Origin of the sequence: Corynebacterium sp. CCUG 69979 (assembly GCF_024454095.1) — a bacterium.
In the GTDB taxonomy this organism is placed as follows: domain Bacteria; phylum Actinomycetota; class Actinomycetes; order Mycobacteriales; family Mycobacteriaceae; genus Corynebacterium; species Corynebacterium genitalium.
Map to the genome: position 1 here is coordinate 1 of NZ_JAGPZA010000020.1, position 23,075 is coordinate 23,075.

Here is a 23,075-nt window from a genome sequence, read left to right on the forward strand (position 1 = left end):
GAAAAAATAAACACCAAGACGCCGGTTTGTCCACCATGTCGCGACTCATCTGTCAACAATGTCGCGACTGATGACATGTGGCGGAGGATGTGGGATTTGAACCCACGAGGGTCGTGAAACCCGCACGCGTTCCAGGCGTGTGACATAGGCCGCTAGTCGAATCCTCCAGCGACGTTGCTCTGCTCACCGCAAGGCGGTGAACAGCGTCGAGCAACCACTTTAACCGATTGGGGACGGTGTACAAAATCCCCGGGCGGAACCGGGTTGGGCGCAGGTAGGCGTGCTTTTTGAATCGCCTTGCCCGAGACGATAAGCTGGTGCGCAGGATCTCACGCGGTGCTTATCTTGTGAACTCCCCCAGGGCGGGAACGCAGCAAGGGTCAGCGAGCTCTGGCAGGTGCGTGAGGTCCCTTTATTTTGCGCGTACACGCTCGGGGGCGGTGTCCGTCCGCTGATCGCGGGTACGCTGGACGTGGCAAATTAAACTTACCCATTTCCCGTTTAGCCGAACGCAAAGGACGTGATCGCCAATGTCCCTTCTGGATCTTGATCAGGCAGCCCGCGACGAGCTCGCGCAGCAGGTGCGCGGCGAGTACGAGGCGCTCAAAGCGCGCAACCTGAACTTGGACTTGACCCGCGGTAAGCCGTCGTCGGAGCAGCTCGACTTTTCCAACGAACTGCTGGAGCTGCCGGGACGCGAGAACTACACGGACTCCTCGGGCACGGACGTGCGCAACTACGGCAACCTGAAGGGGATTGCGGACATCCGCGAGATCTGGGGCGAGCTCATCGGGGTCAACCCGGAGAACCTGTACGCTGGTGATTCGTCGTCGCTGAACATCATGTTCGACCTGATTTCTTGGTCCTACACCTTCGGCAACAATGACTCGGAGCGTCCGTGGCGTGAAGAGGAGACAGTGAAGTGGATCTGCCCGGTGCCGGGCTACGACCGTCACTTCGCTATCACGGAGAAGTTCGGCTTCGAGATGGTCAACGTGCCGATGCTGGAGGATGGCCCGGACGCGGACGCCATCGCTGAGCTGGCCAAAGACCCTGCCGTGAAGGGTGTGTGGGTCGTGCCGATGTACTCCAACCCGACGGGTGCGACCGTGTCGGAGGAGGTCGCGCGCAAGCTTGCCACGATGGAGACGGCCGCGCCGGACTTCCGCGTCGTGTGGGACAACGCGTACGCCGTGCACACGTTCAAAGATGAGTTCCCGCCGATCATCGACGTTTTGTCCATTGCCGCGGAAGCCGGCAACCCGAACCGCTTCTGGGTGATGAGCTCGACCTCCAAGATCACCCACGCCGGTGCCGGTGTCGCGTTCTTCGCGTCGTCGACGGAGAACCTGGACTGGTACGCCTCCATCGCAGGGATCCGCGGGATCGGCCCGAACAAGATCAACCAGTTGGCCCACGCGAAATTCTTCGGCGATGTTGACGGCGTTCGCGACGTGATGCGCAAGCACGCGCAGTCGCTGGCCCCGAAGTTCGAGGCCGTGCTGGAGATCCTCCGGAACCGCCTCGGCGAGTACAACGTGGCGCGCTGGACGGAGCCGGAGGGCGGCTACTTCATCTCTCTCGACGTCGTCGACGGCACCGCCACCCGCGTCTGGGAGCTGGCCAAGGAAGCCGGTATCAGCCTGACCAAGGCGGGTTCCGCTTTCCCGCACGGCAAGGACGACAATGACCGCCACATCCGCCTGGCGCCGTCGTTGCCTCCGCTGGATGAAGTCCGCACCGCCATGGACGGCGTGGCCACGTGCGTCCTGCTCGCCGCTCTGGAGAAGCTCGAGCGCTAGTGGCACCCGAAGAGACCATTGAGTGGCTGACGAATGTTGTCGGCCCGATTGAAGTGCGCGAACTCGCCGGGTTCCCGATCGCGCTGGCGCAGGCAATGCCGCTGGCCGCAACGGTGGGTTTCAGCGCGGAGGACACGGGCCTGACCCTCGACTCCGACGGGGTCACGTCCGTGCGGTGCGAGCTGGTGTGCGGGGGAGGAAGTCCAGAGCAGCGCGCGATGGCGCTCGCGGGGACGTGGAACACGCTACGTGACGCCGCGATTCCCGCACAGCCTGGGGAACTGTTGCCGCAGCTTATCGACGATCCCGACCTCACCGTCCACCACGGCCTCCTGCGCGAACCCCAGCTGTTCGACCAGGGGACACCGACATTCACGGAGCCTGGGCAGATGACTCTGTTGCTGGAACTGGTGTTGCTTACCGACGATGAGTACGAAATCGCCGCCGAGCAGGGCCTCGAGGTGCTCGAGCGCCGTTTGCGCCGCCGACGGACCGATCTTGCAGACTGGGGTCGCGACTAGCTCACGTCTAGCCCACCACTAGCTCACGCCGCGTTCGGACAGGTACATCAAGATCGCGCGCACGCGCCGGTTCTCCGTGTCGGGGTGCAAGCCCAGCTTGGCGAAGATCGACGAGACATGCTTCGCCACCGCAGCACCGGAGAGGTAAAGCTTGCCGGCGATCTCCGCGTTCGACATACCCTCCGCCATGAGCTCGAGAACTTCACGCTCCCGTGGGGTGAGGGTAGTCAGCCACCGCGAGCTCGCGGCCATGAGCGCGCCGGCGACGTCCGGGTCGATCACGACTCCTCCTGCGGCGACAGTCTCACAGGCGGCAACGAAGTCCTTGACCTCGGCCACACGGTCTTTGAGCAGGTAGCCGGTGCCGCCGCCACCGCCGGCGAAGAGTTCGCGGGCGTACGTCGCGGCAACATACTGCGACAGCACCAGCACGTTGACGGCTCCGAAGGTTTCGCGGAGGGTGAGGGCGGCGCGCAGGCCGTCGTCACGCATGTCCGGCGGCATCCGCACGTCTGTGATCACGAGGTCAGGGCGCTGCTCATCCACGACCCCTGCCAGCGACGGCGCATCGCTGACCTGCCCGACCACCTCGTGCCCGCGCCGGGTGAGCAGCCCGGCGACACCTTCGCGCAGCAGCGCAGAGTCATCCGCGATCACGATCCGCATTGCGCCACCCCGCTTTCACCGCGGAAGAGGAGCAGGGGGATGCGGGCGATGACGGTGCTGGGGCCACCGGGCGGGGAATTGAGCTCGAGGGATCCGCCGAAGGCGGCAATCCGCTCCCGCATCCCGTCCAGCCCGCCGCCAGGGCGGAAATGGGCACCGCCGTCACCACCATCGGTGACAACGGCGTTGAGTGTGTGGTCGCTGGTGATCAGCACGTCCACGGGCGCGCCGGGCGCGTACTTCGCCGCGTTGGTCAGTGCTTCGGCGGTGAAGAAGTAGGCGGCGGCAAGGACGGAGGCGTCGATACGCGGAAGGGCATGCGGGGCGCGCACAGAGACGTGCGGGCCGTATTGGGCGGCGGCCGTTTCGATCGCCGCGACGAGGCCACGGTCGGTGAGCTCGCGCGGGTGAATGCCCCGCACGGTGCGCCGCAGGGCTTGCAGGCCTTCGGTGAGGTCGCGTGCGGCGTCGTCAAGCAGCGGCGAATCCACCTCAAGCCGCGCCTCACCAAGCTTCATGGCGGCGGCGACGAAGTACTGCTGCGCCCCGTCGTGCAGGTCGCGTTCGATGCGCAGCCGCTCGATTTCGTACGCCTCCGCGATTCTGCGCCGCGACGCCGTGAGTTGGTGGATCGCCGCGGCTGAGGCTGCTTCGTGGTTCTGTTTGCGCCACATATGTCACACAGTAGCGGGGTAGTGCTGGCACTACCCTTATTCGGGAGTCCGCACCATGGTCTTTGCGCAGAGCCGAAGGTGGAATGGAAAGCATGCTTGAACTACGCGACATCACGAAATCATTCACTCAGCAACGGGTCTTAGAGGGGATCAGCCTCACGGTGGAGCCCGGGCAATCAGTGGCCATCATGGGACCGTCCGGCTCGGGCAAGTCGACCCTGCTGCACTGCATGTCCGGGGTGCTTGTGCCGGATACCGGCGAGATCCTCTTCAACGGGCGCAATATCGCATCGCTTGACGACGCCGCTCGTTCCGAACTCCGCCTGGACCACTTCGGCTTCATCTTCCAAGACGGGCAACTGCTTCCCGAACTGACCGCGAAGGAGAATGTCGCACTCCCGCAGATTCTGCGCGGCACATCCCAGAAGGACGCGCACGCTGCTGCCGCTGACATTCTCGGCAGGCTGGGCATGGGTGACTTTGTGGACCGTTTTCCCGGCCAGCTCTCCGGCGGCCAAGCGCAGCGCGTGGCCATCGCCCGCGCTTTCGGCGGTCCGCCACTGGTCGTGTTCGCCGATGAGCCGACCGCTGCTCTCGACCAGGCGACTGGGCATGAAGTCATGCAGCAAATCACCGCGATCACGCGCAAGGCCGGTGTGACGCTAGTGCTGGTCACCCACGACCCGAACATCGCCGCGTGGTGCGACCGGCGGATTGAAATCCGTGACGGTTTGATCCACTCGGAGGCCGCAGCATGAGCGCAACGACGTTGATGACAGCGGCACGGTCCCAGTCGCGCGACAGTCGGACGCAGCGCAACACCGGCGAGCGCTGGGTGGGCGTGCTTTCTCTGGTGGCGTTCACCCTGTCCACGTGGATGCTGTGCACGCTCGCCGGCGGGACGTGGATGTTCTTTGAGCGCCACCGCAACCCCCACCCGGAGCTCATCGCAGGCTCTGAGGAGTTTGGCACGCCGTTTTCCTTATTCTATGTCTTCCTCGCCCTGTTCGCGGGCCTTCTCTTGCTGCCGACGTTGCTCGGTTTGCTCACCCAGGCCGCGCGCACGAACCTCGGCGGGCGGGAAGAACAGTTGGCCGCACTGCGCCTCATTGGCGCGACCGCCGGCCAGGTGCGCGGCATGATGACTCTCGATGCGCTGCGGCAGGCCGCCATCGGATTGGTTCTCGGCACGGCTCTCTACTTGGCCACTGTGCCTGCATGGTCGCTGTTGTCCTTTCAGGACAAACGGATCGGCACGTGGGAGATGGTCACCTGGTGGCTCGTGCCTGCAGTGTGGCTGCTGGTGCTGGTTCTCGCCGCCGGTTCTGTCTGGCTGGCGCTGCGCCGCGTGGCCATCACCCCGCTGGGCGTGGCCCGGAAAGTCCCGCCCAAGGGCCAAAGCGCCGTTGTTCTCGTCCTGTCGGTGATTGCGGCGATCGCGTTGTACCGTGTGCTCTCCAGGCTCACCCTCACACCCGGTGCGGACGCGCTGGAACTGACGATGGTGCTGATGATCGTCAGCTTCATGCTGGTGATCAACGGGGTCATTGCGGTCGGCATCATTCAACTCATCTCGCGCCTGAGCTACGGGCTACCCGGTGGCGCGAATTATGTGGCCACCAGAAGGGTCGGCCGCGGGGTCCGCACCACGTGGAAACGTGTGGCAGCGTTGTTCTTCGTATCGATGCTCGCCGGCTCCGGCAGCTTCATCTCCGCAGTTCCGGAACTTGAGGGAGACCCGGTTGCTGTGATGATGACAGCGGACATCGGTACAGGCCTGGCGATCACGGCAGTCTTCGGTGCCGTGTTGCTGGCCGCCTCGACCCTGCTCACCCAGTCGCTGGCGGTTGTTGAGCAGAAACAGTTGACCCAGGCGCTGTACTTCATCGGTGCTCCGACGAGCTTCCACACCCGCACCGCAGTGCGTGAAGTGGGCGTGCCCATGCTCCTGGCCATGGTGATGGGGTTCTGCATGGGTGCTCTCATGGGGTCGATCGTGGTGGTGGTCTACGCCGACGTCGCCAAGCGCCTGGCTCTGTTCGCCGTGTTGATTCTGCTGGCGTTCATCGGTTGCGTCGGGGCAGTGGCGGCAACCGGGCCGCTGCGCGCCAAAGTCCTCGCCGAGACGGGGCGGCTCAACGACTAAACACTGAGGTCGGCGACAGTGTCTGGGGCGAATAGTAGGGTTAGTTCCGTGGCTCTCTACAGGAAGTACCGCCCAGGCTCGTTCGCCGAGATGATCGGGCAGGACCAGGTGACCCGTCCGCTGTCGACTGCATTGGACAACGGGCGGATCAACCACGCTTATTTGTTCTCGGGGCCGAGGGGGACCGGTAAGACGTCGTCGGCACGCATTTTGGCGAGGTCGCTGAACTGCGTCGAGGGGCCGATGTCGACACCGTGCGGGGTGTGTGCCTCGTGCGTGTCGCTCGCGCCGGGTGGGCCGGGCAACCTGGATGTGACAGAGCTTGACGCCGCGTCGCACCGCGGTGTGGAGGACATGCGTGCGCTGCGTGAGAGCGCCATGTTCGCGCCGGCGGAGTCGCGCTACCGCGTCTTCATCGTCGATGAGGCGCACATGATCACCCGCGAGGGCGCGAACGCCCTGCTCAAGGTGGTGGAGGAGCCGCCGGAGCATCTCGTGTTCATCTTCGCCACGACGGAGCCGGAGAACATCATCGGCACGATCCGTTCGCGCACGCACCACTACCCGTTCCGCCTGCTCACGCCGAACGCGATGCGCTCGCTGCTCGAACGCACAGTCGCGGCCGAGGGCGTGACCGTGTCCGACGACGTGTACCCGCTGGTCATCCGTGCCGGCGGCGGTTCCCCGCGTGACACGCTGTCCATCCTGGATCAGCTGCTCGCAGGCGCAGGCCCCGAGGGGTTGACGTACGATCTCGCGTTGCCGTTGCTGGGGGTCACGGATCTTTCGCTTATTGACGCGACAGTGGACGCCCTCGCCGACCGCAACCCCTCAGCACTTTTCCAAACGGTGGATGACGTCATTGAAGCCGGCCACGAACCTCGCCGCTTCGCCATCGACCTGCTCGATCGCTTGCGCGACCTGATGATCCTGCGCGAAGTGCCTGACGCCTTCGACCAGGGGCTTGTCGACGCACCGACGGACCGCGCCCAGATCCTCGCCGCCGAAGCGGACTCTTTCACCGGCACCCAGCTGGCGCACCTGGCCACAGAGGTCAACGAGCGACTCGGGATGCTGCGCGGCGCCACCTCCCCGCGCCTGCTGCTGGAAATCATGATGGCGCACCTGCTCGGCGTGTCTACCGGCACCCAGGCCCCAGCTGCCATTACAGGTCTGGAGGAGATTCGCGACGCCTCCGCTGAAGCTGTCGGCATGGGCGACCAGCCGCGCGGTGCAGCCGCTGCGCTCGCGGCCGCTGCCGCGGTGCAGGCCACAGCCGACGTAGTGTCGCAATCCACGCCGGCGCCGCGGGAAGCGCCCAAAGCGCAGCCTGCACAACCCCAGCAGAGCCAACAGTCGCGTCCGGCACAGCCAGCCCCGGAAACTGCCCAGCCGGCCCCGTCCGCCCAGCCATCGGCGCCGGAGCCGCAGGAACAGACTGCGCAGCCCGCTCAGCCGGAGCCGGAGCAGCCCGCTCAGCCCGCTCATCCGGAACCGGGGCAACCGGAGCGCGAGCCTTCCCGGCCCGAGCCTCAGGAGCATGCTGAACCGCGAGAGCGTGCCGAACCGGAGCCGACGGAACCGGTTTCAGAGGCAACGTCGGACGGTAGTGACGCTGGCGCCAGCGATGAACTGATCGGCCGCATTCACCGCGAATGGATCACGCTGCGCCAGTTCGTAGGCGAGCGCAATAAGGTCGCGGAGATCATGTTGACCGAGGCCAAGCCGCTGGGCATGGAAAACGGCACCCTCATTGTCGGCCACAACACCGGCGCTTTGGCCAACGCCATCAATTCCGAGCACAACAACGTCGACATCGTTGCTGCGTTCGCCGAGAAACTGGGCACTGAAGTTGCCGTGCGCTGTGTGGTGGGTACGGACCCAAAAGCCGCGGGCTTTGAGCCCCAACCCCCACCGAAACGCAACGAGTGGAACCCGACCCCGCCACCAAATCCAACGCCGAGCCAGCCAGCGGTGCCTCAGCCAGAGGCGAGCCAGGAGCAGGAGAAGAACCCCGACGAAGTCCGCGCAGAGAATCCGACAGATACGGCTGACGGTTCCGCCGCGCAGGACAACCCGTCGGTGACTCCGGAACCCGCTCCCGCGCCTGTGGAAGACGACGAGAGCCAGCCCGACGCCGGGACGGACGAACCGGATGCGGTGCCGGACGGCTCGGAGGAGACGTCGGCACTTGCAACCGAGCACGCGGCGACTCAAGAGGGCCCGGCCCAGAGTGCACCCACCCAAGAGCTCACCGGGGCAGCGGCCGCAGCGGCAGCGGCGGCTGCCGCGGTAGGTGGTCGATCCCGGAACCGCGACTTCCAGGGCTTCAGCGATGGCACCCCGTTGCCGCCTGAGCCTGCCGACGATTTCCCCGACGCGCCCGATGAGGACCCCGCCGCCTACTCGCGCGAGGACGAAGAGCGCGACATGGTCGATCAGTCCCAGGAGGCTGGAGAGCTCGATCGCCGCAACCCGACGGAAATGGCGATGGAGTTGCTTGCCGACGAGCTCGGCGCCCGTCCCCTGTAAGCCCCCTGGCGCTTCTCGCTACACTGGTGTGAAACGAAATCAAAGGAAAGGCCAACAATCATGACTCAGCCCGATCAGCCCGGTATGCCCGATATGCAGGAACTCATCCGCCAGGCGGCTGAGGTTCAGGCGCAGATGCAGCGCGCGCAGGAGGAAATCCTCGCGACCAACGTGCAGGGCACCGCTGGTGGCGGCCTGGTGACCATCACGATGACCGGTGGCGCAGACATCACCGACCTGAAGATCGACCCGGAGGCTGTTAATCCCGAAGATGTGGAGACCCTCCAGGACCTGATCCTCGCCGCATACCGCGATGCGCACACCAAGGCTGGCCAACTCGCCCAAGAGAAGCTCGGCCCGCTGACCCAGCCGGGCGCGGGTGAAGGTAATGACTTCACCCAGATGTTCGGCGGCTAGTAGCCGACGGCCGACACAGGTCAGCACTATCAAACAGGGCCTTTCGGGGCCCTGTTTGCGTTTCGGAGAGGTGTCGGCGACTCCGGGGTCCTCGGTGGCAACCGAACGGCGGGTGAGTGACTAGTATTGCAACGGTGTTTGAAGGCCCGCTGCAAGATCTGATTGACGAATTTTCTCGCCTGCCCGGTGTCGGACCGAAGTCGGCGCAACGGATTGCGTTCCACCTGCTCAAGACCGATCCGGAGGACATTGACCGGCTCCGCGCGGCGTTGGGGGCAGTCCGTGACGGGGTGACCTTCTGCCGGATCTGCAGCAACGTCTCGCGCGAGGAAGTCTGCCGAGTCTGTGCGGACTCGGGGCGCGACGCGGGACTGATCTGCGTTGTCGAGGACGCAAAGGACATCCAGGTCATCGAGCGCACAGGGGAGTACACGGGCCGTTACCATGTGCTCGGCGGGGCACTGGACCCGCTGGCGAATGTCGGGCCGAAGGACCTGTCCATCTCGTCGCTATTGCAACGTATCGGCGGGGTTTTGCCGGACCGCGATCCGGATGACGCAGATAGCATCCCCGAGATTCACGAGGTCATCTTGGCCACCGACCCCGATACAGAGGGTGAGGCCACAGCGTCCTACTTGGCGAGGCTGCTCAAAGACTTCCCGGAACTGACTGTGTCGCGGTTGGCATCGGGCATGCCGCTCGGCGGGGATTTGGAGTTCGTGGACGAACTCACCCTCTCCCGTGCGTTGTCCGGCCGCCTCACTTTGTAGCGGCCAACGGCTCCTTGCCCCGGCAGCACGCTCGCCTGGAATACTGCTGGAGAATATAAGACAGATCGCACCCTTTTGACCTGCGTGTCTGTGTGAGCAGTATTCCGGAAAAGGGCCAGTAGTATTCCAGCGCGGAAAGGCGGAAGGGGGAGGTTAGCCTTTCAGGCGCTCGAGGCGCAGGCGGTCGACCTCGGGAAGCTCGAGGGGCTCGAGGTCGGACAAGGGCATGTCTAGCGCCTGGGCGAGGATAAGGTCCGCCAATTCGGGGTTGCGGGCCAGCGCCGGACCGTGCATGTAGGTGGCGATCACGCTGCCTTGGACAACCCCTTCGACGCGGGCACTGCCAGCACTGCCGCCGTTGCCGTTGCCGGTCCGGACGGTGCCCAACGGCGATGCATCAGGGCCCAAGACGGTGCCTCCGAGGTGGTTCTCAAACCCGGTCAGCGGCTGGGTCAGCTCGCGGGTGATGCCGGCTTTGGTCGGGGCCGAGGAGACTTCGCCGATGGAGCGGGTGGATAAGGGGGTGGTTGTGGCGTCGATAAGCGACAGGCCGTCGACGGCGGAGCCTTGCGCGTAGAAGGAGACACCGAGTACTTGCAACCCTGCGCACACGGCGAAGATGGGGCGGCCTGCAGCTGCGGCGCGGGTGAGGCCGCCGTCGGTGCGCAGGTGCTCCGCGGCGAGAACCTGGGCTGCGTCCTCACCGCCGCCGATGGTGTAGCAGGACAGGTCGTCGGGAACCGGCTCGCCGAGCTTGATCGGCACAATGTCGGCAGTCATGCCGCGCATTCGGGCGCGGCCGCGCAGGACGAGCGCGTTGCCGTCGTCGCCGTAGGTGCCTAGGACGTCAGGCAGGACAAGGCCAATGCGGATGTTATCCACGGGCGGACTCCTTCGTCAGCGCGTTTTTCAGGTTGAGCAGCGCGGTGTAGTTGGCCAGGACCTCGACGCGGCCGGGCGGGCAGGCCTGAATCGCCTTGACGGGGTCGTGAATGAGCTCGTGGTCGATGCCGGCGTAGAGCAGGCGGACGGCCAGGTCGGTTCCGCGCTCACCGGCGGCCTTGACGGACATTCCTTCGAAGTCCTCGAACTTCACGTCCCACAGCCAGGACAAGTCCTCGCCGTCGCCTTGTTGGCCGTTGACAGCGATGACCAGGCCGTCGGCATCGCGGTCGACCATGGACAGAGCCTCCTGCCAGCCCGCGGGGTTCTTGGCCAGCAGCAGGCGGGCGTGGTGGTCGCCGACAGTGATCGTGGTGTAGCGGCCGGCGACGTCGTCGATGCTCTCTGTGGCGGCGATAGCGGCGTCCACGTCGACCCCGAAGGCCTCGACAGCGGCGGCCACAGCCTGGGCGGCGTTGCCGCGGTTCGCGCGTCCTGGCAGAGCAAGCTCGAGCGGGTAGGTCCCGTCGGGTCCGGTCAGGCCTTCGTCGGCGACAGCCCAGTCGGGGGAGGGGCGGCGGAAGTCGCCTGTGGTGGCGTACCAGTCGTCCTCATCGCGCACGATGTGGCCGGCCCCGCGGGGGTTGGACACAGAATCACCGAGCCAGCCTGCGCCAGCGGAAACCCACACGACATTCGGTGCGTCAAGAGCCACCGAGGTCATCAGGACATCGTCGCAGTTCGCGATCACGGTCATCTCCGGATGCTTTTCGACGCACCCACGCAACGCCCGTTCAATCGCATTGATCTCTCCCACCCTGTCGAGCTGGTCCCGCGACAGGTTGAGCAGCACGAGGGCCTCCGGCCTGAGTCGGTCGGCAATGGCGGGAACATGCAACTCGTCGACTTCGAGGACAACGTGGGATGCTGCGCCGTCAGCAAGCAGAGCCGAGATGATGCCCGCGTCCATGTTGTCGCCGCCGTCATTGGTGGCCACCGTGTACTTCGTGCGCAGCGCCGCCGCGAGCATGCCAGTCGTAGTGGACTTGCCGTTGGTGCCGGTGACCAGGATGGTCGGCCGGCCCGCGAGCCCCTCGAGGATGTTCGGGTCGATCACACCGGCGACAAGGCCGCCGATCATGCCGCCGGCCCCGCGGCCGGTCGCCCTCGAGGCAGTGGTGGCTAGTTTTGCGGCGGACACTGCGGCCCGCGAACGCAGGCGGGCAAAGGCGCTCCTGCCGCCGGTGGTGCTCCGGCTCGTGCTTGAACTCATGGGTAGAAACTTTAGCGCAGCGCCTCGGCGGCGGCCGCGAGGAATTCCGTGTCCGTCACGAGCGGGATGTTCTTCCGTTGCGCGTGCATCGCCTTACCGCGCAGCTGCTCCGGCGGGCCGGTGATGTTGCTGACCACGAGCGATGTCTCCCGGGACAGCTTCTCCGAGTAGTTCAGGTCCAGGTCCAGGATCTTCTGCACCACCTCGTCGTGGTCGGCCTGAATGTCGTCCGTGACCACGACCTCCATACCGGGGCGCAGGCCGGACTTGTCAGTGAACTGGCCGGGGTTGCCCTGCTTCGGCTGTTTCTTCTCTGCCTCGACGCGGATGCGCGAGCGTTGCAGGCCGAAGCGGTCCGGGGCGAGCTCATCAGGGGTCCGCGAGACGACCTCACCGTTCTCCAACTGCTTCAAGAACAGGCTGACCAGCACGAGTGTGCGTTCGCGGGAGGTTTCCTCCTCCGGCCGCGCGGCGCGCTGCGGGCTCGCGTCCGGCGCGGGTGCATCGATGCCGGAGGCGGAGGCGACGGATTCGAGTCGGACGTCGATAAGCGTCACGCCCTGCTTGCGTGCTGTCGCGAGCGTATCGACGATGCCTTCCGGCGCCGGCACATGCCCCACTCGCTGTCTGCGGCGGCCTTGCCTGCGGTTGCGGGAACGGTTCGCGCGGGCGGCAGCGTTCATCGCGCGGCGGGCTTCGGACACGATGAACCCCCACGTCATAGGGGCATCATGAACCACAAGTGTGCGCGCATCGAGGAATTTGTCCAGCGCCTTAAGGTGGCGGGAGAATTTCGCGGCGCGCTCGAACAAGTTCGGCTCCACCCCGTGCATGTGCATGGGGCCCGGGTCACCGCCGACGTTGAAGATGCGGTGGAACTCCTCACCGACCACCCCAGAGTCGTCGAACGCCACCGCATCGAGGGTGACCAAACGCCCGGTGCTCGGGTGGATATTCGTCGCTTGCACGTAGAGCGCGACATACGGGAACTGCTCGGCCGGCGGGATCACCTCGGCCTCAGGGGTGCCTTCTACCATGAAATCTCAAAAATGGGCTTGCCGCCGCGCTCCTCAGGCGTCAAGGGCCGATTGGGCGGCGGAGGCGCGGGGGCCGGTGGAGGAGGCGGTGCGGGCGCAGGGGCAGGGGCAGGAGCAGGCGGCGGCGCAGGAGCGGGCGGCGGCGCGACGTACTGGTTGTTGTAATCGTTGCCGGACGGCGATTGCGGAACCGGGGCAGGAGAGCCCGGCTGCGGAGCCGGGGGCACGTTAGCTCCCTCGTCCGTCGCGGGATCCTTGTCCGGGTCCTCGGAGGGCTCCTCGGGTTTGGAGGATTCAGGCGGTGCTGGTTTCTCGGAGGATGCCCGTGTGGGCAGGCTCGGCCCAGTGGATGCCGTTGTGTTGTCGGACCCCATGAAGGCGTTCATCTCTTGGCCCTGCTGGCCCATGCCGGCGTAGTAGCTAATGGTGCCCACTATGCCCAAGGCCAGCGCGAGCGCCACGACAGCGGTGGTGTTGGTGCCCATGCGCTCCGGGAGCAACCGCACCCGGCTACTCGACCGGGGTGCATCGCCTTCCTGGTCTGCGGCCAGAGCGGCTGCCTCCGCCTCGGCGTCGGCCGCGAAGTACGTGTTCGCGGCGCTGGCACCAGCAGCTGTTGCAGTGCCGGCAGCAACGGCAGCGCCGGCACCAGCACCGTCGTCTCCGTCTTCATCTTCGGGCAGGTCATTTTCTGCGTTCACCGGGGCAACCGCAGTCACGGGCCCCCCGCCGAGAGCGTCCGCGTACACGGTCACCGCTGGGGTGCCGTCCGCGGTGGAGTACACGCCGTGGGCCAGAGCGATCAGGCCGCGGCTTTCCATCATGCGTAGCGACGGACTCAGCTCAGCGCTTGCAGCACTGTCGAACTCGCCGAGCACATCACCGTCGATACGCGCGACAACATCGCCCGCGGCGTCGAAGGCGATCTCCACGGCCACGCGGGCGCCGTCACTGCTGACGCCGACACATTCCGCGGCAGCAGGCTCCAGTGTGATCACGCGCGGTGTGCCGGCTGGCAGCCATACGCTTTGAGTTTGCGGGGACAGGTCAGAGCGATCTTTGGCAAAACCGCCGTCGTCTGGCTTGGTCAAGCTCATCGCCTCCCCTGGTTACTCTGTGGAACGGTGCCTAGTCGTGTCCCCTAGAGTAGTACGACCACAAGGGTCCAAGCCAACAGGCGGGAGCGGCGGACTACTGACCTCTACTGGCCCAGAGGTTGCTGCACCTTCAAACCACGGTTGACAGCAGAGACCATTGCCTTGATGGATGCGCGGGTGGTGGAGCCGGCGATGCCCACGCCCCAGGCCTCTGATCCGTCGACGTCGCCGTAGATGAAGCAAGCTGCGTCGGCGTCGCCGCCGGCGGTGCGGGCCTGTTGGCGGTAGTCGCGCACCTCGTATTCAAGGCCCAGGGAGCGCAGTGCGCTGGCAAAGGCCGCGATCGGGCCGTTGCCGGAGCCGGTGATCTCTTTTGTCTCGCCGTTGTAGACAACGCCGGCGGTCACAGTGGCTTCATCGTCGTCGGACTCAGCGGCATCCACATGCAAGCTGACCAGCTCGAGCGGCGTGTCCACATCAAGGTATTCGCCAGCGAAGACGTCCCACATGTTCTTGGAATTGACCTCACCGCCCTCGGAGTCGGTGATCGCCTGGACGACGGAGGAGAACTCCGCCTGCATCTCCTTGGGCATGTCGATGCCGTGATCGGTCTTCATGATGTAGGCGACACCGCCCTTGCCGGACTGGGAGTTGACGCGGATGACGGCCTCGTAGTTGCGGCCCACGTCCTTCGGGTCGATCGGCAGGTAGGGCACCTCCCACACAGTTTCGCGCAGGTCCTCCCACGCCACCTCGGTGGAGGAGGCGCCGGGGCGCACCTTCTGCGCCAGGGCGTCCAGCCCTTTGTTGATGGCGTCTTGGTGGGAGCCGGAGAACGCGGTGAAGACCAGGTCGCCGCCGTAGGGGTGGCGCTCCGGGACACGCAGCTGGTTGCAGTACTCCACGGTTTCGCGGATGCCGGCGATGTCAGAAAAGTCGATCTGCGGGTCTACGCCCTGGGTGAGCATGTTCAACCCCAGCGTGATCAGGTCGACGTTGCCGGTACGCTCGCCGTTGCCGAACAGGCAGCCTTCGATGCGGTCCGCACCGGCCATGTAGCCCAGCTCTGCCGCTGCGACACCTTCGCCGCGGTCATTGTGCGGGTGCAGCGACATGATGATGGAGTCGCGCTTGGCAAAATTGCGGTGCATCCACTCGATGGAGTCTGCGTAGACGTTCGGAGTGATCATCTCCACTGTCGCGGGCAGGTTGATGATCATCGGGTTCTCCGGGGTGGCCTCCATGATGTCCACCACGGCGTCGCAGACCTCCACAGCGAAGTCCAGCTCGGTACCGGTGAAGGACTCCGGGGAGTACTCCCAGCGCCACTGGGTGTCCGGGTAATCCTTAGCAATGGTCTTGATCAGCTCAGCTGCGTCGGTAGCCAGCTTCTTAATCGCCGGGCGGTCTTTGCGGAACACCACCTCGCGCTGCAGCTTGGAGGTGGAGTTGTAGAAGTGGACGATCACGCGTGGCGCGCCTGCGCAGGCCTCGAAGGTGCGGCGGATGAGGTGCTCGCGCGCCTGAACGAGAACCTGGATGGTCACATCCTCCGGGATCATGCCTTCTTCGATGATCTCGCGCACGAAGTTGAAGTCGGTCTGGGAGGCGGACGGGAAGCCGACCTCGATTTCTTTGTAGCCCATCTCCACCAGCAGCTTGAACATGCGACGCTTGCGCTCGGGGCTCATCGGATCGATCAGGGCTTGGTTGCCGTCGCGGAGGTCGACCGCGCACCACTGCGGTGCGACCGTGATCTTCTTGTCCGGCCAGGTGCGGTCCGGCAGGGTGATGTCTTCGACTTCCTGGGCGAAGCTCAGGTAACGGTCGGCTGGCATCTGGGAGCCGCGCTGCATGTTCCAGGCGGGCTGGCCTTCGTTGCGGGGGCCGTTCGGTTTGCGGATTTCAGAAGGTGCGCTGATCTGGGAGTCAGAGGGGGTCATGGCGAACGTCCTTGTGTGAGAGTTAAGTCGTCAGGGTACGGCCGGCATGGCGAACTCCGCGACGGGGCGCCGGCCGTGAATGAATGTGGCCTAGAACCCGCCGCGGCGTAGAAGTAGGGCAGTTCCCTGACGTGGGAGCGCCTGCACACGCGCGGTTGCCAATGACATGGCTCACACCCTACCACGCGTCTGCGGGCTCACACCGATTTCCGGGAGAGCATGAACGTTGCTGCGAACATCATCAGAACCGCCAGCGCCATCAACGCCCACCCAAGCGGCGTGGATACGTCGAAGGTCTCTCCGAGCAGCGTTAACCCCAACGCGTATGCGAGCAGCGGCTCGAAGATCTTCATTGCAGGCAGCGACTGCGCCAGGTTGCCGGCGCTGAACGCGTACTGCTGCACAATCGTGCCCAGCACTGCGGCCGCCAGCAGAGCGTAGAGCGGCCACGCCGTCAGCAGGCCTTCCACGCCGCCGGCAACGAAGGTGTCCACTGCCTTCTTTGAAAACACCGCGAGATAGCCGAAGATGGCGCCGCACACCGCCCCCAACGCAAATGTGCTTATCGACGCGTCGTGGCCCACGGCCACGGCAAACACCACCGCCATGATCACTGCGCCGATCCCCACCGCGACGAGCCATTCCGCTGGTGGAGCCTCGCGGGTGCCGGGCACAGGACGGCCGAGAATGACCAGCACACCGACGGCCGCCGTCAGCGTCGTTGCCCAGAACGTCTCGTCGATTTCCATTGGGCGGCGTTCTACGTGGGCGGCCAGCAGCAACGTCATTAATAAGGAGAGAACTAGCACCGGCTGCACAACCAGGAGGGAACCGTAGGCAAGCGCCACCGCTTGGAAGCCGTAGGCCAGCCACGCCAACATGAGCGACAACCACCACGTAGGACGCTTCACCGTGCCGAGCGTGGAAACTTTCGATGCACCCGCGCCTGTACTCGCGGACTCCACTTGGCGGCGGTGGCGGAGAACTATCTGGTGCCTCCACACTGTTCCTGCCGCGATGGTCAGCGCCGACAGCAGCGCGAAAGTCACGGCGAGGAAGTTGTTGTGCACCCGGATCATGGTAATAGGTAGGGGGCCTAAACCCCTGTAACAACCGCTGTAACCATGCGTCTCATCAGGTTTCAATCTGCAACGCGGGGAGTTCACTAAGCTATGGACAACCACTCAATTGCTGTGAAAAAGAGGTTGATCCGTGCATTCCATTCGGCCCCACCACTGTGTTCTGTCGATGTCGCGCAAGCACAGACCGCAGCTGGAAATCAGCAGCGGAGACGAGGTCGCGGTGCAGACGATGGACTGCTTCTCTAACACCGTCACCGACGAGTCCCAACTGTTTGACTCCATTGGTGAGGAATTGGTGAACCCGGCAACGGGACCCATTGCGGTCAGGGGCGCCCGCCCCGGTGACACGTTGAAGGTGGAGATCCTGAGCATCGAGGTGGGAGGCCAGGCCACCATCATGACCCACCCTGAGGTCGGGGCGTTGCCCGGCACCATCGAGGAACGCACACGCCTTCTGCCTGTGCGCAACGGTCAGGTCTACTTCTCCGAGCGGGCCGCTATCCCCGTTCGGCCGATGATCGGTGTCATCGGGACCGCGCCGGCGAAGCGTGCCGTGCCCACGAGTGAATCGCGTGAGCACGGCGGAAACATGGACACCAAAGAGATCGTGGCTGGTTCGACCCTCTACCTGCCCGTCGAGGTCGAGGGTGGGAACCTCAGTCTTGGCGACGTGCACGCAGTCATGGGTGACGGTGAAGTCGCTGTGTGCGGTGCAGAAATCGACGCGGAAGTGAAGATCCGCGTCACGGTCATCCCCGGCCGGCCGCTGCCGCTGCCGTTCCTTGCTTCGGGCGATTCCGTGTACGCCATTTCTTCGGAGATTGATCTCTACGACGCTGTCAGTGAGTCGACCCGGATGATGCGGGACTGGTTCGCGGCAGCCAGCGGTCTGGATAGAACGGACTCGCTGATGCTGTTTTCGCTCGTCGGTGACACCCAAATCAGTCAGATCGTCGGTGAGTGGAATACGGCGCGATTCCGTTTACCGGTTTATATTCTCCACCAATACGGCGTGCGGCTTCCTTAAGCACTGATTAAGCGCTAGTAAGAACAACTATGCGATCACAAAGCGCGAACGCGCCACGACGTACGTAAAGTGGGCACCGCATGTGCAGGCCGTGGCCGGTCTGCACAGAAAACAAGTAAGGAGAACGCACCGTGGCACTCATCGTCCAGAAGTATGGCGGCTCGTCGCTGGAGACCGCGGAGAGAATCCGTGCGGTGGCGAAGCGTGTCGTCGAAACGCGTAAAGCGGGCAACGATGTCGTTGTGGTCTGCTCCGCAATGGGGGACACCACCGATGAGCTGCTTGACCTTGCGGCGCAAGTGAACCCGACTCCGCCGCCGCGCGAGATGGACATGTTGCTGTCGGCGGGGGAGAGGATCTCTAACTCGCTCGTCGCTATGGCAGTCGCCTCACACGGCGTGGACGTGCGGTCCTTTACCGGTTCCCAGGCGGGTGTGATCACTACCGAGCGCCACGGCAACGCCCGCATCCTCGAGGTCACCCCCGGCCGCGTCAAGGAGGCTATCGACGCTGGCAAGGTTGCCATCGTCGCCGGCTTCCAAGGCGTCAACCGCGACTCCAAGGACGTGACCACGCTCGGGCGCGGCGGGTCCGACACGACTGCGGTCGCGCTGGCTGCAGCCCTCGGTGCCGACGTGTGCGAAATCTACTCGGATGTCGACGGCGTCTACAGCGCTGATCCGCGCATCGTCCCCGACGCGAAGAAACTGGACGAGCTCTGCTTCGAGGAAATGCTCGAACTGGCAGCCTCTGGTTCGAAGATTCTCGTTCTGCGCAGCGTGGAGTATGCCCGCGCATTCAACGTTCCTATGCGAGTACGCTCGTCTTACAGCAACGATCCCGGTACCCTCGTGACCGGAGCGATGGAGGATATCCCCATGGAAGAAGCAGTCCTGGCAGGCGTCGCTACCGACGACTCTGAAGCAAAGATCACCGTCTCGGGCATCCCGGACGTTCCCGGTGAGGCAGCGAAGCTGTTCCGCGTGCTGGCGGACGCCGAGATCAACATCGACATGGTGCTGCAGAACACCTCGTCGCTGCGCGACAACATCACTGACATCACCTTCACCCTGCCGAAGGCCGACGGCCCCCGCGGCCTCGAGGCGCTGCGCGATCTGGCGAAGAAGGAGGGGTGGGGTGACATCGCCTACAACGACAAGATCGCCAAGGTGACCCTTGTCGGCGCAGGCATGAAGTCCCACCCGGGTGTGACCGCAGACTTCACGCAGGCTCTGCGCGACAACGGCATCAACATCGGCATGATGAACACGTCCGAGATCCGCATCACCGCTGTCATCGAGCAGGAGAAGATGGAAGACGCTGCCCGCGCCATCCACGAGAAGTTCAACCTCGGCGGCGGCGAAGCGGCCGTCGTCTACGCAGGTACCGGGCGCTAACACGCGCAACGCTCGCCAACTGCCCAATAATCAAAGGAGAACAGAAATGACCACCGTCGCCGTCGTCGGCGCAACCGGCCAAGTCGGCCGTGTCATGCGCGACATTCTGGAGCAGCGCAACTTCCCCGCAGACACTGTGCGCTTTTTCGCATCCCCGCGCTCTGCGGGCAAGAAGATCGAGTTCCGCGGCGAGGAGATTGAGGTCGAGGATCTCACCCAGGTCACCGCTGACTCTGTCGCGGATGTCGACATTGCGTTGTTCTCCGCGGGCGGTTCCACGTCGCGTGAGTGGGCGCCCGTGTTCGCTGAAGCTGGCGCCAAGGTTGTGGACAATTCCTCGGCGTGGCGCAAGGACGATGAGGTCCCGCTGGTCGTGTCCGAGGTCAACCCGGACGACCTCAAGGACCTGCCGAAAGGCATCATCGCCAACCCGAACTGCACGACCATGGCGATCATGCCTGTCATCAAAGCGCTGCACAACGCTGCCGGGTTGAACACCATGCGCGTTGCGTCGTACCAGGCGGTGTCGGGCTCGGGGCTTGCGGGCGTCGACACGCTTGCGGCGCAGGTCGCGGGCATCGGCGAGCGCAACACCGAGCTCACACACGACGGCTCCGCGCTGCAGGCCGACGATCTGGGACCGTACGTCGCACCGATCGCGTTCAACGCGCTGCCGCTGGCGGGCAACTTAGTCGATGACGGCACTCTGGAAACTGACGAGGAACAAAAACTGCGCAACGAATCGCGCAAAATCCTCGGCCTGCCGGAGCTGAAGGTGTCCGGCACCTGCGTGCGCGTTCCGGTGTTCACCGGCCACACCATGGTCGTGCACGCCGAATTTGACGAGGCCATCACGCCTGAGGATGCACGGCGCGTGCTTGACGACGCTCCAGGCGTCACCGTCGTCGACGTGCCCACCCCGCTGATGGCCGCCGGGCAGGACGACTCCTTTGTCGGCCGCATCCGCCAAGACCAAACTGTCGAGGGCAACCGCGGCCTGATCTTCGTCGTCTCCGGCGACAACCTGCGCAAGGGTGCAGCGCTGAACACGATCCAGATCGCCGAACTGCTGGTCTAAATTCCTTGGCCGCCGGCCTCGATGCCGGTGACGAGGTCGCGCCGGGCCCGCGCCACGCGGGAGCGGATCGTGCCGATGCGTACCCCAGCGATATTCGCGGCCTCTTCGTAGGTGTACCCCAGCACTTGTGTGAGGATGAGGGCTTCGCGGCGTTCGGGGGCGAGCGCGTCGAGAAGCGAGCGGGCGTCCATGACCTCTGACCATGTGTTTGGGTTGTCCCGGCTCGGCTGTTGGGCGGCCACATCCTCGTACTCTGCCGCGGCTTTGCGGGGGCGGGCCATGTCGTGGCGCACCGAGTCGACCCACGCGCGGCGGGCAAGCGAGAGCAACCAGGTGCGCGCGCTGGATCGCGCCGCGAATCGGGGGAGCGAGCCCAACACTCGCAGATAGGTTTCCTGGGTCAGGTCGTCGGCCTGTTCACGGCCGGCGAGGTGGGCCAGTAGCCGCCAGACGTCGTCATGCGTGAGGCGGATGAATTCGGACAACGCTTGCTTGTCGCCGCGGCCGGCTTTGAGCGCCAGATCCGTGACGTACGCGTCGTCCTTTTTATTCACGCTTGCCGACGTTACCAGCCGAGTCGGTGTTGATTATTGGGCCTGTTCTGATATCGTTTACGTACCAGCCCAGCCGTTGACCCTCCGCCAATAAGGAGCGCGCCGATGACTGGGCTCATTCAGGTAGGCCGACAGCCGATTATCCGCGCCGACCGATAACTACTGCCATTCTGGTCGACGGTGGCTTTTACCGAACTGACTTGGGTGAGAAGGATTTCAAGCTCGACATCACTCAGAAGGGTGTCGATATGAGGATCGGCTTGGACATAGCTTCACTGGCGGAGCGATCCCTAGTGAACCAGATCGTAATGACCTCCGGAGCCTACGCACCAGGAAGATCCGCTTTTCGAAGCGGCCGCAATCGCCGATAGCGAGTTCGATGTGGATCTTTAGACCCTGCCCCTCATCCGCAGGTCAAACAAACGATTGAGTTAGGGCGAGCTTCCTTGAAGGCCTGTCAGAGCGTACGTAAGCTCGCGGGTATCCCCACCGGATAAACCTGACTTCGAGGAGGGCCATTTCATGGCTGACAACACCCCTGACAACATCCTGAACAAGGGCGAGCGTGACGCCGGCAACGGCAAGACCACTCGTCTTGGCGGCCAGCCGGTCGCATCCGAGAACATTTCTGTCACCGCCGGTCCGCAGGGCCCGAACCCGCTGACGGACATCCACTTGGTGGAGAAGCTCGCGCACTTCAACCGTGAAAACGTTCCGGAGCGCATCCCGCACGCAAAGGGCCACGGTGCATTCGGTGAGCTGCACGTCACCGAGGATGTCTCCCAGTACACCAAGGCGAAGCTGTTCCAGCCGGGCACTGTTACCCCGATGGCAATCCGCTTCTCCACGGTTGCCGGTGAGGCTGGCTCCCCCGACACCTGGCGTGACGTGCACGGTTTCGCGTTGCGTTTCTACACCGAGGACGGCAACTACGACATCGTCGGTAACAACACCCCGACGTTCTTCCTGCGTGACGCTGTGAAGTTCCCAGACTTCATCCACTCCCAGAAGCGCGACCCGCGCACCGGCCTGCGCTCCGACGAGATGCAGTGGGACTTCTGGACCCGTACCCCGGAGTCCGCTCACCAGGTGACCTACCTGCTCGGTGACCGCGGCACCCCGAAGACCTCCCGCCACCAGGACGGCTTTGGCTCCCACACGTTCCAGTGGGTCAACGAGGCTGGTGACGCCGTGTGGATCAAGTACCACTTCAAGACCCGTCAGGGCTGGGAGACCTTCACCGACGAAGAGGCAGGCAAGATGGCTGGCGACAACGCTGACCACCACCGCGAAGACCTCTTCAAGGCGATCGAGCGCGGTGACTACCCGATCTGGGACGTCAAGGTGCAGATCATGCCGTTCGAGGACGCAGAGAACTACCGCTGGAACCCGTTCGACTTGACCAAGACCTGGTCCCAGAAGGACTACCCGCTGGTGGACGTGGGCTACTTCATCCTCAACCGCAACCCGAAGAACTTCCACGCACAGATCGAGCAGATCGCACTCGACCCGTCCAACATCGTCCCCGGTGTCGGCCTGTCCCCGGACCGCATGCTCCAGGGTCGCGTGTTCGCTTACGCTGACCAGCACCGCTACCGTATTGGACCGAACTACAAGGACCTGCCGGTGAACCAGCCGATCGTGCCGGTGAACACCTACGCCGAGCGTGGCCCGATGCAGTACTTCTTCAACAACGAGGGCGAGCCGAACTACTCCCCGAACAACACGGAGAAGGGTGCAGGCTACCTGGACAACGGTGAGGACTCCGCCTCCAACCACACCTCCTTCGGTCAAGCTCAGGACCTCTACGTCAACCCGGACCCGCACGGCACCGACCTGGTCCGCGCTGCTTACGTCAAGCACGCCGATGACGATGACTTCATGCAGGCCGGCATTCTCTACCGCGAGGTGTTTGATGATGCTGCCAAGGAGCGCTTCATCCACAACGTGACCAACAAGATGCTGCCGATCGAGAACAAGGACGTCGAAGAGCGCACCTTCGCCTACTGGGGCAAGGTCGACGCTGATCTCGAGCCGAAGCTGCGTGAGGTGCTCGCTCAGAAGCGCGCCGATGCGGCTAAGGACTTCTAGGAGGGCGTTTCCTTCAACGGCTAGCAGCTGCCGGCGCTCAAGCGTGAACCCCGCCGCGAGCTCACGGAATGTGGTGAGTGCGGCGG

The 23,075-nt window shown here is 64.5% G+C and carries 20 protein-coding genes, 1 tRNA gene, 1 other RNA gene and 1 pseudogene; 13 read left to right on the forward strand and 10 right to left on the reverse strand.

The genetic code is table 11. The features are described 5' to 3' along the window. Positions 1-78 precede the first annotated feature (78 nt). A tRNA-Ser gene (locus KBX18_RS10055) sits at positions 79-167 on the reverse strand. 153 nt (positions 168-320) lie between these two features. Here KBX18_RS10055 and ffs point away from each other — a divergent pair. From ffs to KBX18_RS10070, 3 genes are all read left to right on the forward strand, one after another. Next, positions 321-417, forward strand: an RNA gene (ffs, locus tag KBX18_RS10060) — signal recognition particle sRNA small type. Positions 418-530: 113 nt separating this feature from the next. After that, positions 531-1,802, forward strand: a complete 1,272-nt coding sequence (locus KBX18_RS10065; protein WP_255995892.1) for an aminotransferase class I/II-fold pyridoxal phosphate-dependent enzyme — start codon at positions 531-533, stop codon at positions 1,800-1,802. Then, entirely contained in the window at positions 1,802-2,323 is a 522-nt protein-coding gene (locus KBX18_RS10070; RefSeq protein ID WP_255995893.1) for a suppressor of fused domain protein, read from the forward strand. The genes KBX18_RS10065 and KBX18_RS10070 overlap by 1 nt, the downstream gene beginning before the upstream one ends. 18 nt (positions 2,324-2,341) lie before the next feature. Here the strand turns inward: KBX18_RS10070 and KBX18_RS10075 are convergent, their stop codons facing one another. Together KBX18_RS10075 and KBX18_RS10080 are read right to left on the reverse strand one after the other, a co-directional pair. Further along, a complete protein-coding gene (locus KBX18_RS10075) occupies positions 2,342-2,989 on the reverse strand; it encodes a response regulator transcription factor (RefSeq protein WP_255995894.1) in 648 nt (215 codons plus the stop codon). Beyond that, positions 2,977-3,663 (reverse strand): sensor histidine kinase, encoded by a 687-nt coding sequence (locus KBX18_RS10080; RefSeq protein ID WP_255995895.1) that lies wholly within the window; start codon positions 3,661-3,663, stop codon positions 2,977-2,979. Before KBX18_RS10080 ends, KBX18_RS10075 begins: the two co-directional genes overlap by 13 nt. 83 nt (positions 3,664-3,746) lie before the next feature. On the opposite strand from KBX18_RS10080, the gene KBX18_RS10085 reads away from it, so the two are divergent. From KBX18_RS10085 to recR, 5 genes are all read left to right on the forward strand, one after another. Continuing rightward, positions 3,747-4,421, forward strand: a complete 675-nt coding sequence (locus tag KBX18_RS10085; RefSeq protein ID WP_255995896.1) for an ABC transporter ATP-binding protein — start codon at positions 3,747-3,749, stop codon at positions 4,419-4,421. Further along, positions 4,418-5,809 (forward strand): FtsX-like permease family protein, encoded by a 1,392-nt coding sequence (locus KBX18_RS10090; protein ID WP_255995897.1) that lies wholly within the window; start codon positions 4,418-4,420, stop codon positions 5,807-5,809. The genes KBX18_RS10085 and KBX18_RS10090 overlap by 4 nt, the downstream gene beginning before the upstream one ends. Positions 5,810-5,857: 48 nt before the next feature. Beyond that, a complete protein-coding gene (locus KBX18_RS10095; RefSeq protein WP_255995898.1) occupies positions 5,858-8,341 on the forward strand; it encodes a DNA polymerase III subunit gamma and tau in 2,484 nt (827 codons plus the stop codon). 60 nt (positions 8,342-8,401) lie between these two features. Beyond that, a complete protein-coding gene (locus KBX18_RS10100) occupies positions 8,402-8,758 on the forward strand; it encodes a YbaB/EbfC family nucleoid-associated protein (protein WP_255995899.1) in 357 nt (118 codons plus the stop codon). Between the two features lie 134 nt (positions 8,759-8,892). After that, the gene (gene recR, locus KBX18_RS10105) at positions 8,893-9,528 is read left to right on the forward strand and encodes a recombination mediator RecR (protein ID WP_005287289.1); all 636 of its coding nucleotides are present in this window, start codon (positions 8,893-8,895) and stop codon (positions 9,526-9,528) included. A gap of 153 nt (positions 9,529-9,681) precedes the next feature. Here recR and KBX18_RS10110 read toward each other — a convergent pair whose 3' ends face one another. The 6 genes from KBX18_RS10110 to KBX18_RS10135 form a co-directional block, all read right to left on the reverse strand. Then, positions 9,682-10,410 (reverse strand): glutamine amidotransferase, encoded by a 729-nt coding sequence (locus tag KBX18_RS10110; RefSeq protein ID WP_255995902.1) that lies wholly within the window; start codon positions 10,408-10,410, stop codon positions 9,682-9,684. Beyond that, positions 10,403-11,683, reverse strand: a complete 1,281-nt coding sequence (locus tag KBX18_RS10115; protein ID WP_255995903.1) for a MurT ligase domain-containing protein — start codon at positions 11,681-11,683, stop codon at positions 10,403-10,405. Before KBX18_RS10115 ends, KBX18_RS10110 begins: the two co-directional genes overlap by 8 nt. An 11-nt stretch (positions 11,684-11,694) precedes the next feature. Then, entirely contained in the window at positions 11,695-12,720 is a 1,026-nt protein-coding gene (locus KBX18_RS10120; protein WP_255995904.1) for a DNA polymerase III subunit epsilon, read from the reverse strand. Further along, the gene (locus tag KBX18_RS10125) at positions 12,714-13,817 is read right to left on the reverse strand and encodes a hypothetical protein (RefSeq protein ID WP_255995906.1); all 1,104 of its coding nucleotides are present in this window, start codon (positions 13,815-13,817) and stop codon (positions 12,714-12,716) included. Before KBX18_RS10125 ends, KBX18_RS10120 begins: the two co-directional genes overlap by 7 nt. Positions 13,818-13,921: 104 nt before the next feature. Next, positions 13,922-15,760 carry a 2-isopropylmalate synthase gene (leuA, locus tag KBX18_RS10130; RefSeq protein WP_255995907.1) on the reverse strand — a complete coding sequence of 613 codons (1,839 nt, stop codon included), beginning with the start codon at positions 15,758-15,760 and terminating at the stop codon, positions 13,922-13,924. Between the two features lie 197 nt (positions 15,761-15,957). Continuing rightward, the gene (locus tag KBX18_RS10135) at positions 15,958-16,839 is read right to left on the reverse strand and encodes a DMT family transporter (RefSeq protein WP_255995908.1); all 882 of its coding nucleotides are present in this window, start codon (positions 16,837-16,839) and stop codon (positions 15,958-15,960) included. Between the two features lie 133 nt (positions 16,840-16,972). On the opposite strand from KBX18_RS10135, the gene KBX18_RS10140 reads away from it, so the two are divergent. The 3 genes from KBX18_RS10140 (at position 16,973) to KBX18_RS10150 (ending at position 20,344) form a co-directional block, all read left to right on the forward strand. After that, complete coding sequence (locus KBX18_RS10140; protein ID WP_255995909.1) at positions 16,973-17,869, forward strand: acetamidase/formamidase family protein; 897 nt, start codon at positions 16,973-16,975, stop codon at positions 17,867-17,869. A gap of 131 nt (positions 17,870-18,000) precedes the next feature. Beyond that, on the forward strand, positions 18,001-19,266 hold the full coding sequence (locus KBX18_RS10145; protein ID WP_255995910.1) for an aspartate kinase: 1,266 nt from the start codon (positions 18,001-18,003) through the stop codon (positions 19,264-19,266). A gap of 46 nt (positions 19,267-19,312) precedes the next feature. Continuing rightward, positions 19,313-20,344, forward strand: a complete 1,032-nt coding sequence (locus KBX18_RS10150; RefSeq protein WP_255995912.1) for an aspartate-semialdehyde dehydrogenase — start codon at positions 19,313-19,315, stop codon at positions 20,342-20,344. On the opposite strand, the gene KBX18_RS10155 is transcribed toward KBX18_RS10150, so the two are convergent. After that, a complete protein-coding gene (locus tag KBX18_RS10155; protein ID WP_255995914.1) occupies positions 20,341-20,898 on the reverse strand; it encodes an RNA polymerase sigma factor in 558 nt (185 codons plus the stop codon). The genes KBX18_RS10150 and KBX18_RS10155 overlap by 4 nt on opposite strands. A 197-nt stretch (positions 20,899-21,095) precedes the next feature. Here KBX18_RS10155 and KBX18_RS10160 point away from each other — a divergent pair. Further along, positions 21,096-21,218: pseudogene (locus KBX18_RS10160) on the forward strand (NYN domain-containing protein); the annotation flags it as partial. A gap of 202 nt (positions 21,219-21,420) precedes the next feature. Next, complete coding sequence (locus tag KBX18_RS10165) at positions 21,421-22,989, forward strand: catalase (protein ID WP_255995915.1); 1,569 nt, start codon at positions 21,421-21,423, stop codon at positions 22,987-22,989. Positions 22,990-23,075: the final 86 nt, after the last annotated feature.

What these genes read in the sequence shown, in the direction of transcription:
- KBX18_RS10065 (WP_255995892.1), top strand. Translation starts at nt 531, where the DNA reads ATGTCCCTTCTGGATCTTGATCAGGCAGCCCGCGACGAGCTCGCGCAG.
- KBX18_RS10075 (WP_255995894.1), bottom strand. Translation starts at nt 2,989, where the DNA reads ATGCGGATCGTGATCGCGGATGACTCTGCGCTGCTGCGCGAAGGTGTC.
- KBX18_RS10080 (WP_255995895.1), bottom strand. Translation starts at nt 3,663, where the DNA reads ATGTGGCGCAAACAGAACCACGAAGCAGCCTCAGCCGCGGCGATCCAC.
- KBX18_RS10085 (WP_255995896.1), top strand. Translation starts at nt 3,747, where the DNA reads ATGGAAAGCATGCTTGAACTACGCGACATCACGAAATCATTCACTCAG.
- KBX18_RS10090 (WP_255995897.1), top strand. Translation starts at nt 4,418, where the DNA reads ATGAGCGCAACGACGTTGATGACAGCGGCACGGTCCCAGTCGCGCGAC.
- KBX18_RS10100 (WP_255995899.1), top strand. Translation starts at nt 8,402, where the DNA reads ATGACTCAGCCCGATCAGCCCGGTATGCCCGATATGCAGGAACTCATC.
- KBX18_RS10115 (WP_255995903.1), bottom strand. Translation starts at nt 11,683, where the DNA reads ATGAGTTCAAGCACGAGCCGGAGCACCACCGGCGGCAGGAGCGCCTTT.
- KBX18_RS10120 (WP_255995904.1), bottom strand. Translation starts at nt 12,720, where the DNA reads ATGGTAGAAGGCACCCCTGAGGCCGAGGTGATCCCGCCGGCCGAGCAG.
- KBX18_RS10125 (WP_255995906.1), bottom strand. Translation starts at nt 13,817, where the DNA reads ATGAGCTTGACCAAGCCAGACGACGGCGGTTTTGCCAAAGATCGCTCT.
- leuA (WP_255995907.1), bottom strand. Translation starts at nt 15,760, where the DNA reads ATGACCCCCTCTGACTCCCAGATCAGCGCACCTTCTGAAATCCGCAAA.
- KBX18_RS10135 (WP_255995908.1), bottom strand. Translation starts at nt 16,839, where the DNA reads ATGATCCGGGTGCACAACAACTTCCTCGCCGTGACTTTCGCGCTGCTG.
- KBX18_RS10150 (WP_255995912.1), top strand. Translation starts at nt 19,313, where the DNA reads ATGACCACCGTCGCCGTCGTCGGCGCAACCGGCCAAGTCGGCCGTGTC.
- KBX18_RS10165 (WP_255995915.1), top strand. Translation starts at nt 21,421, where the DNA reads ATGGCTGACAACACCCCTGACAACATCCTGAACAAGGGCGAGCGTGAC.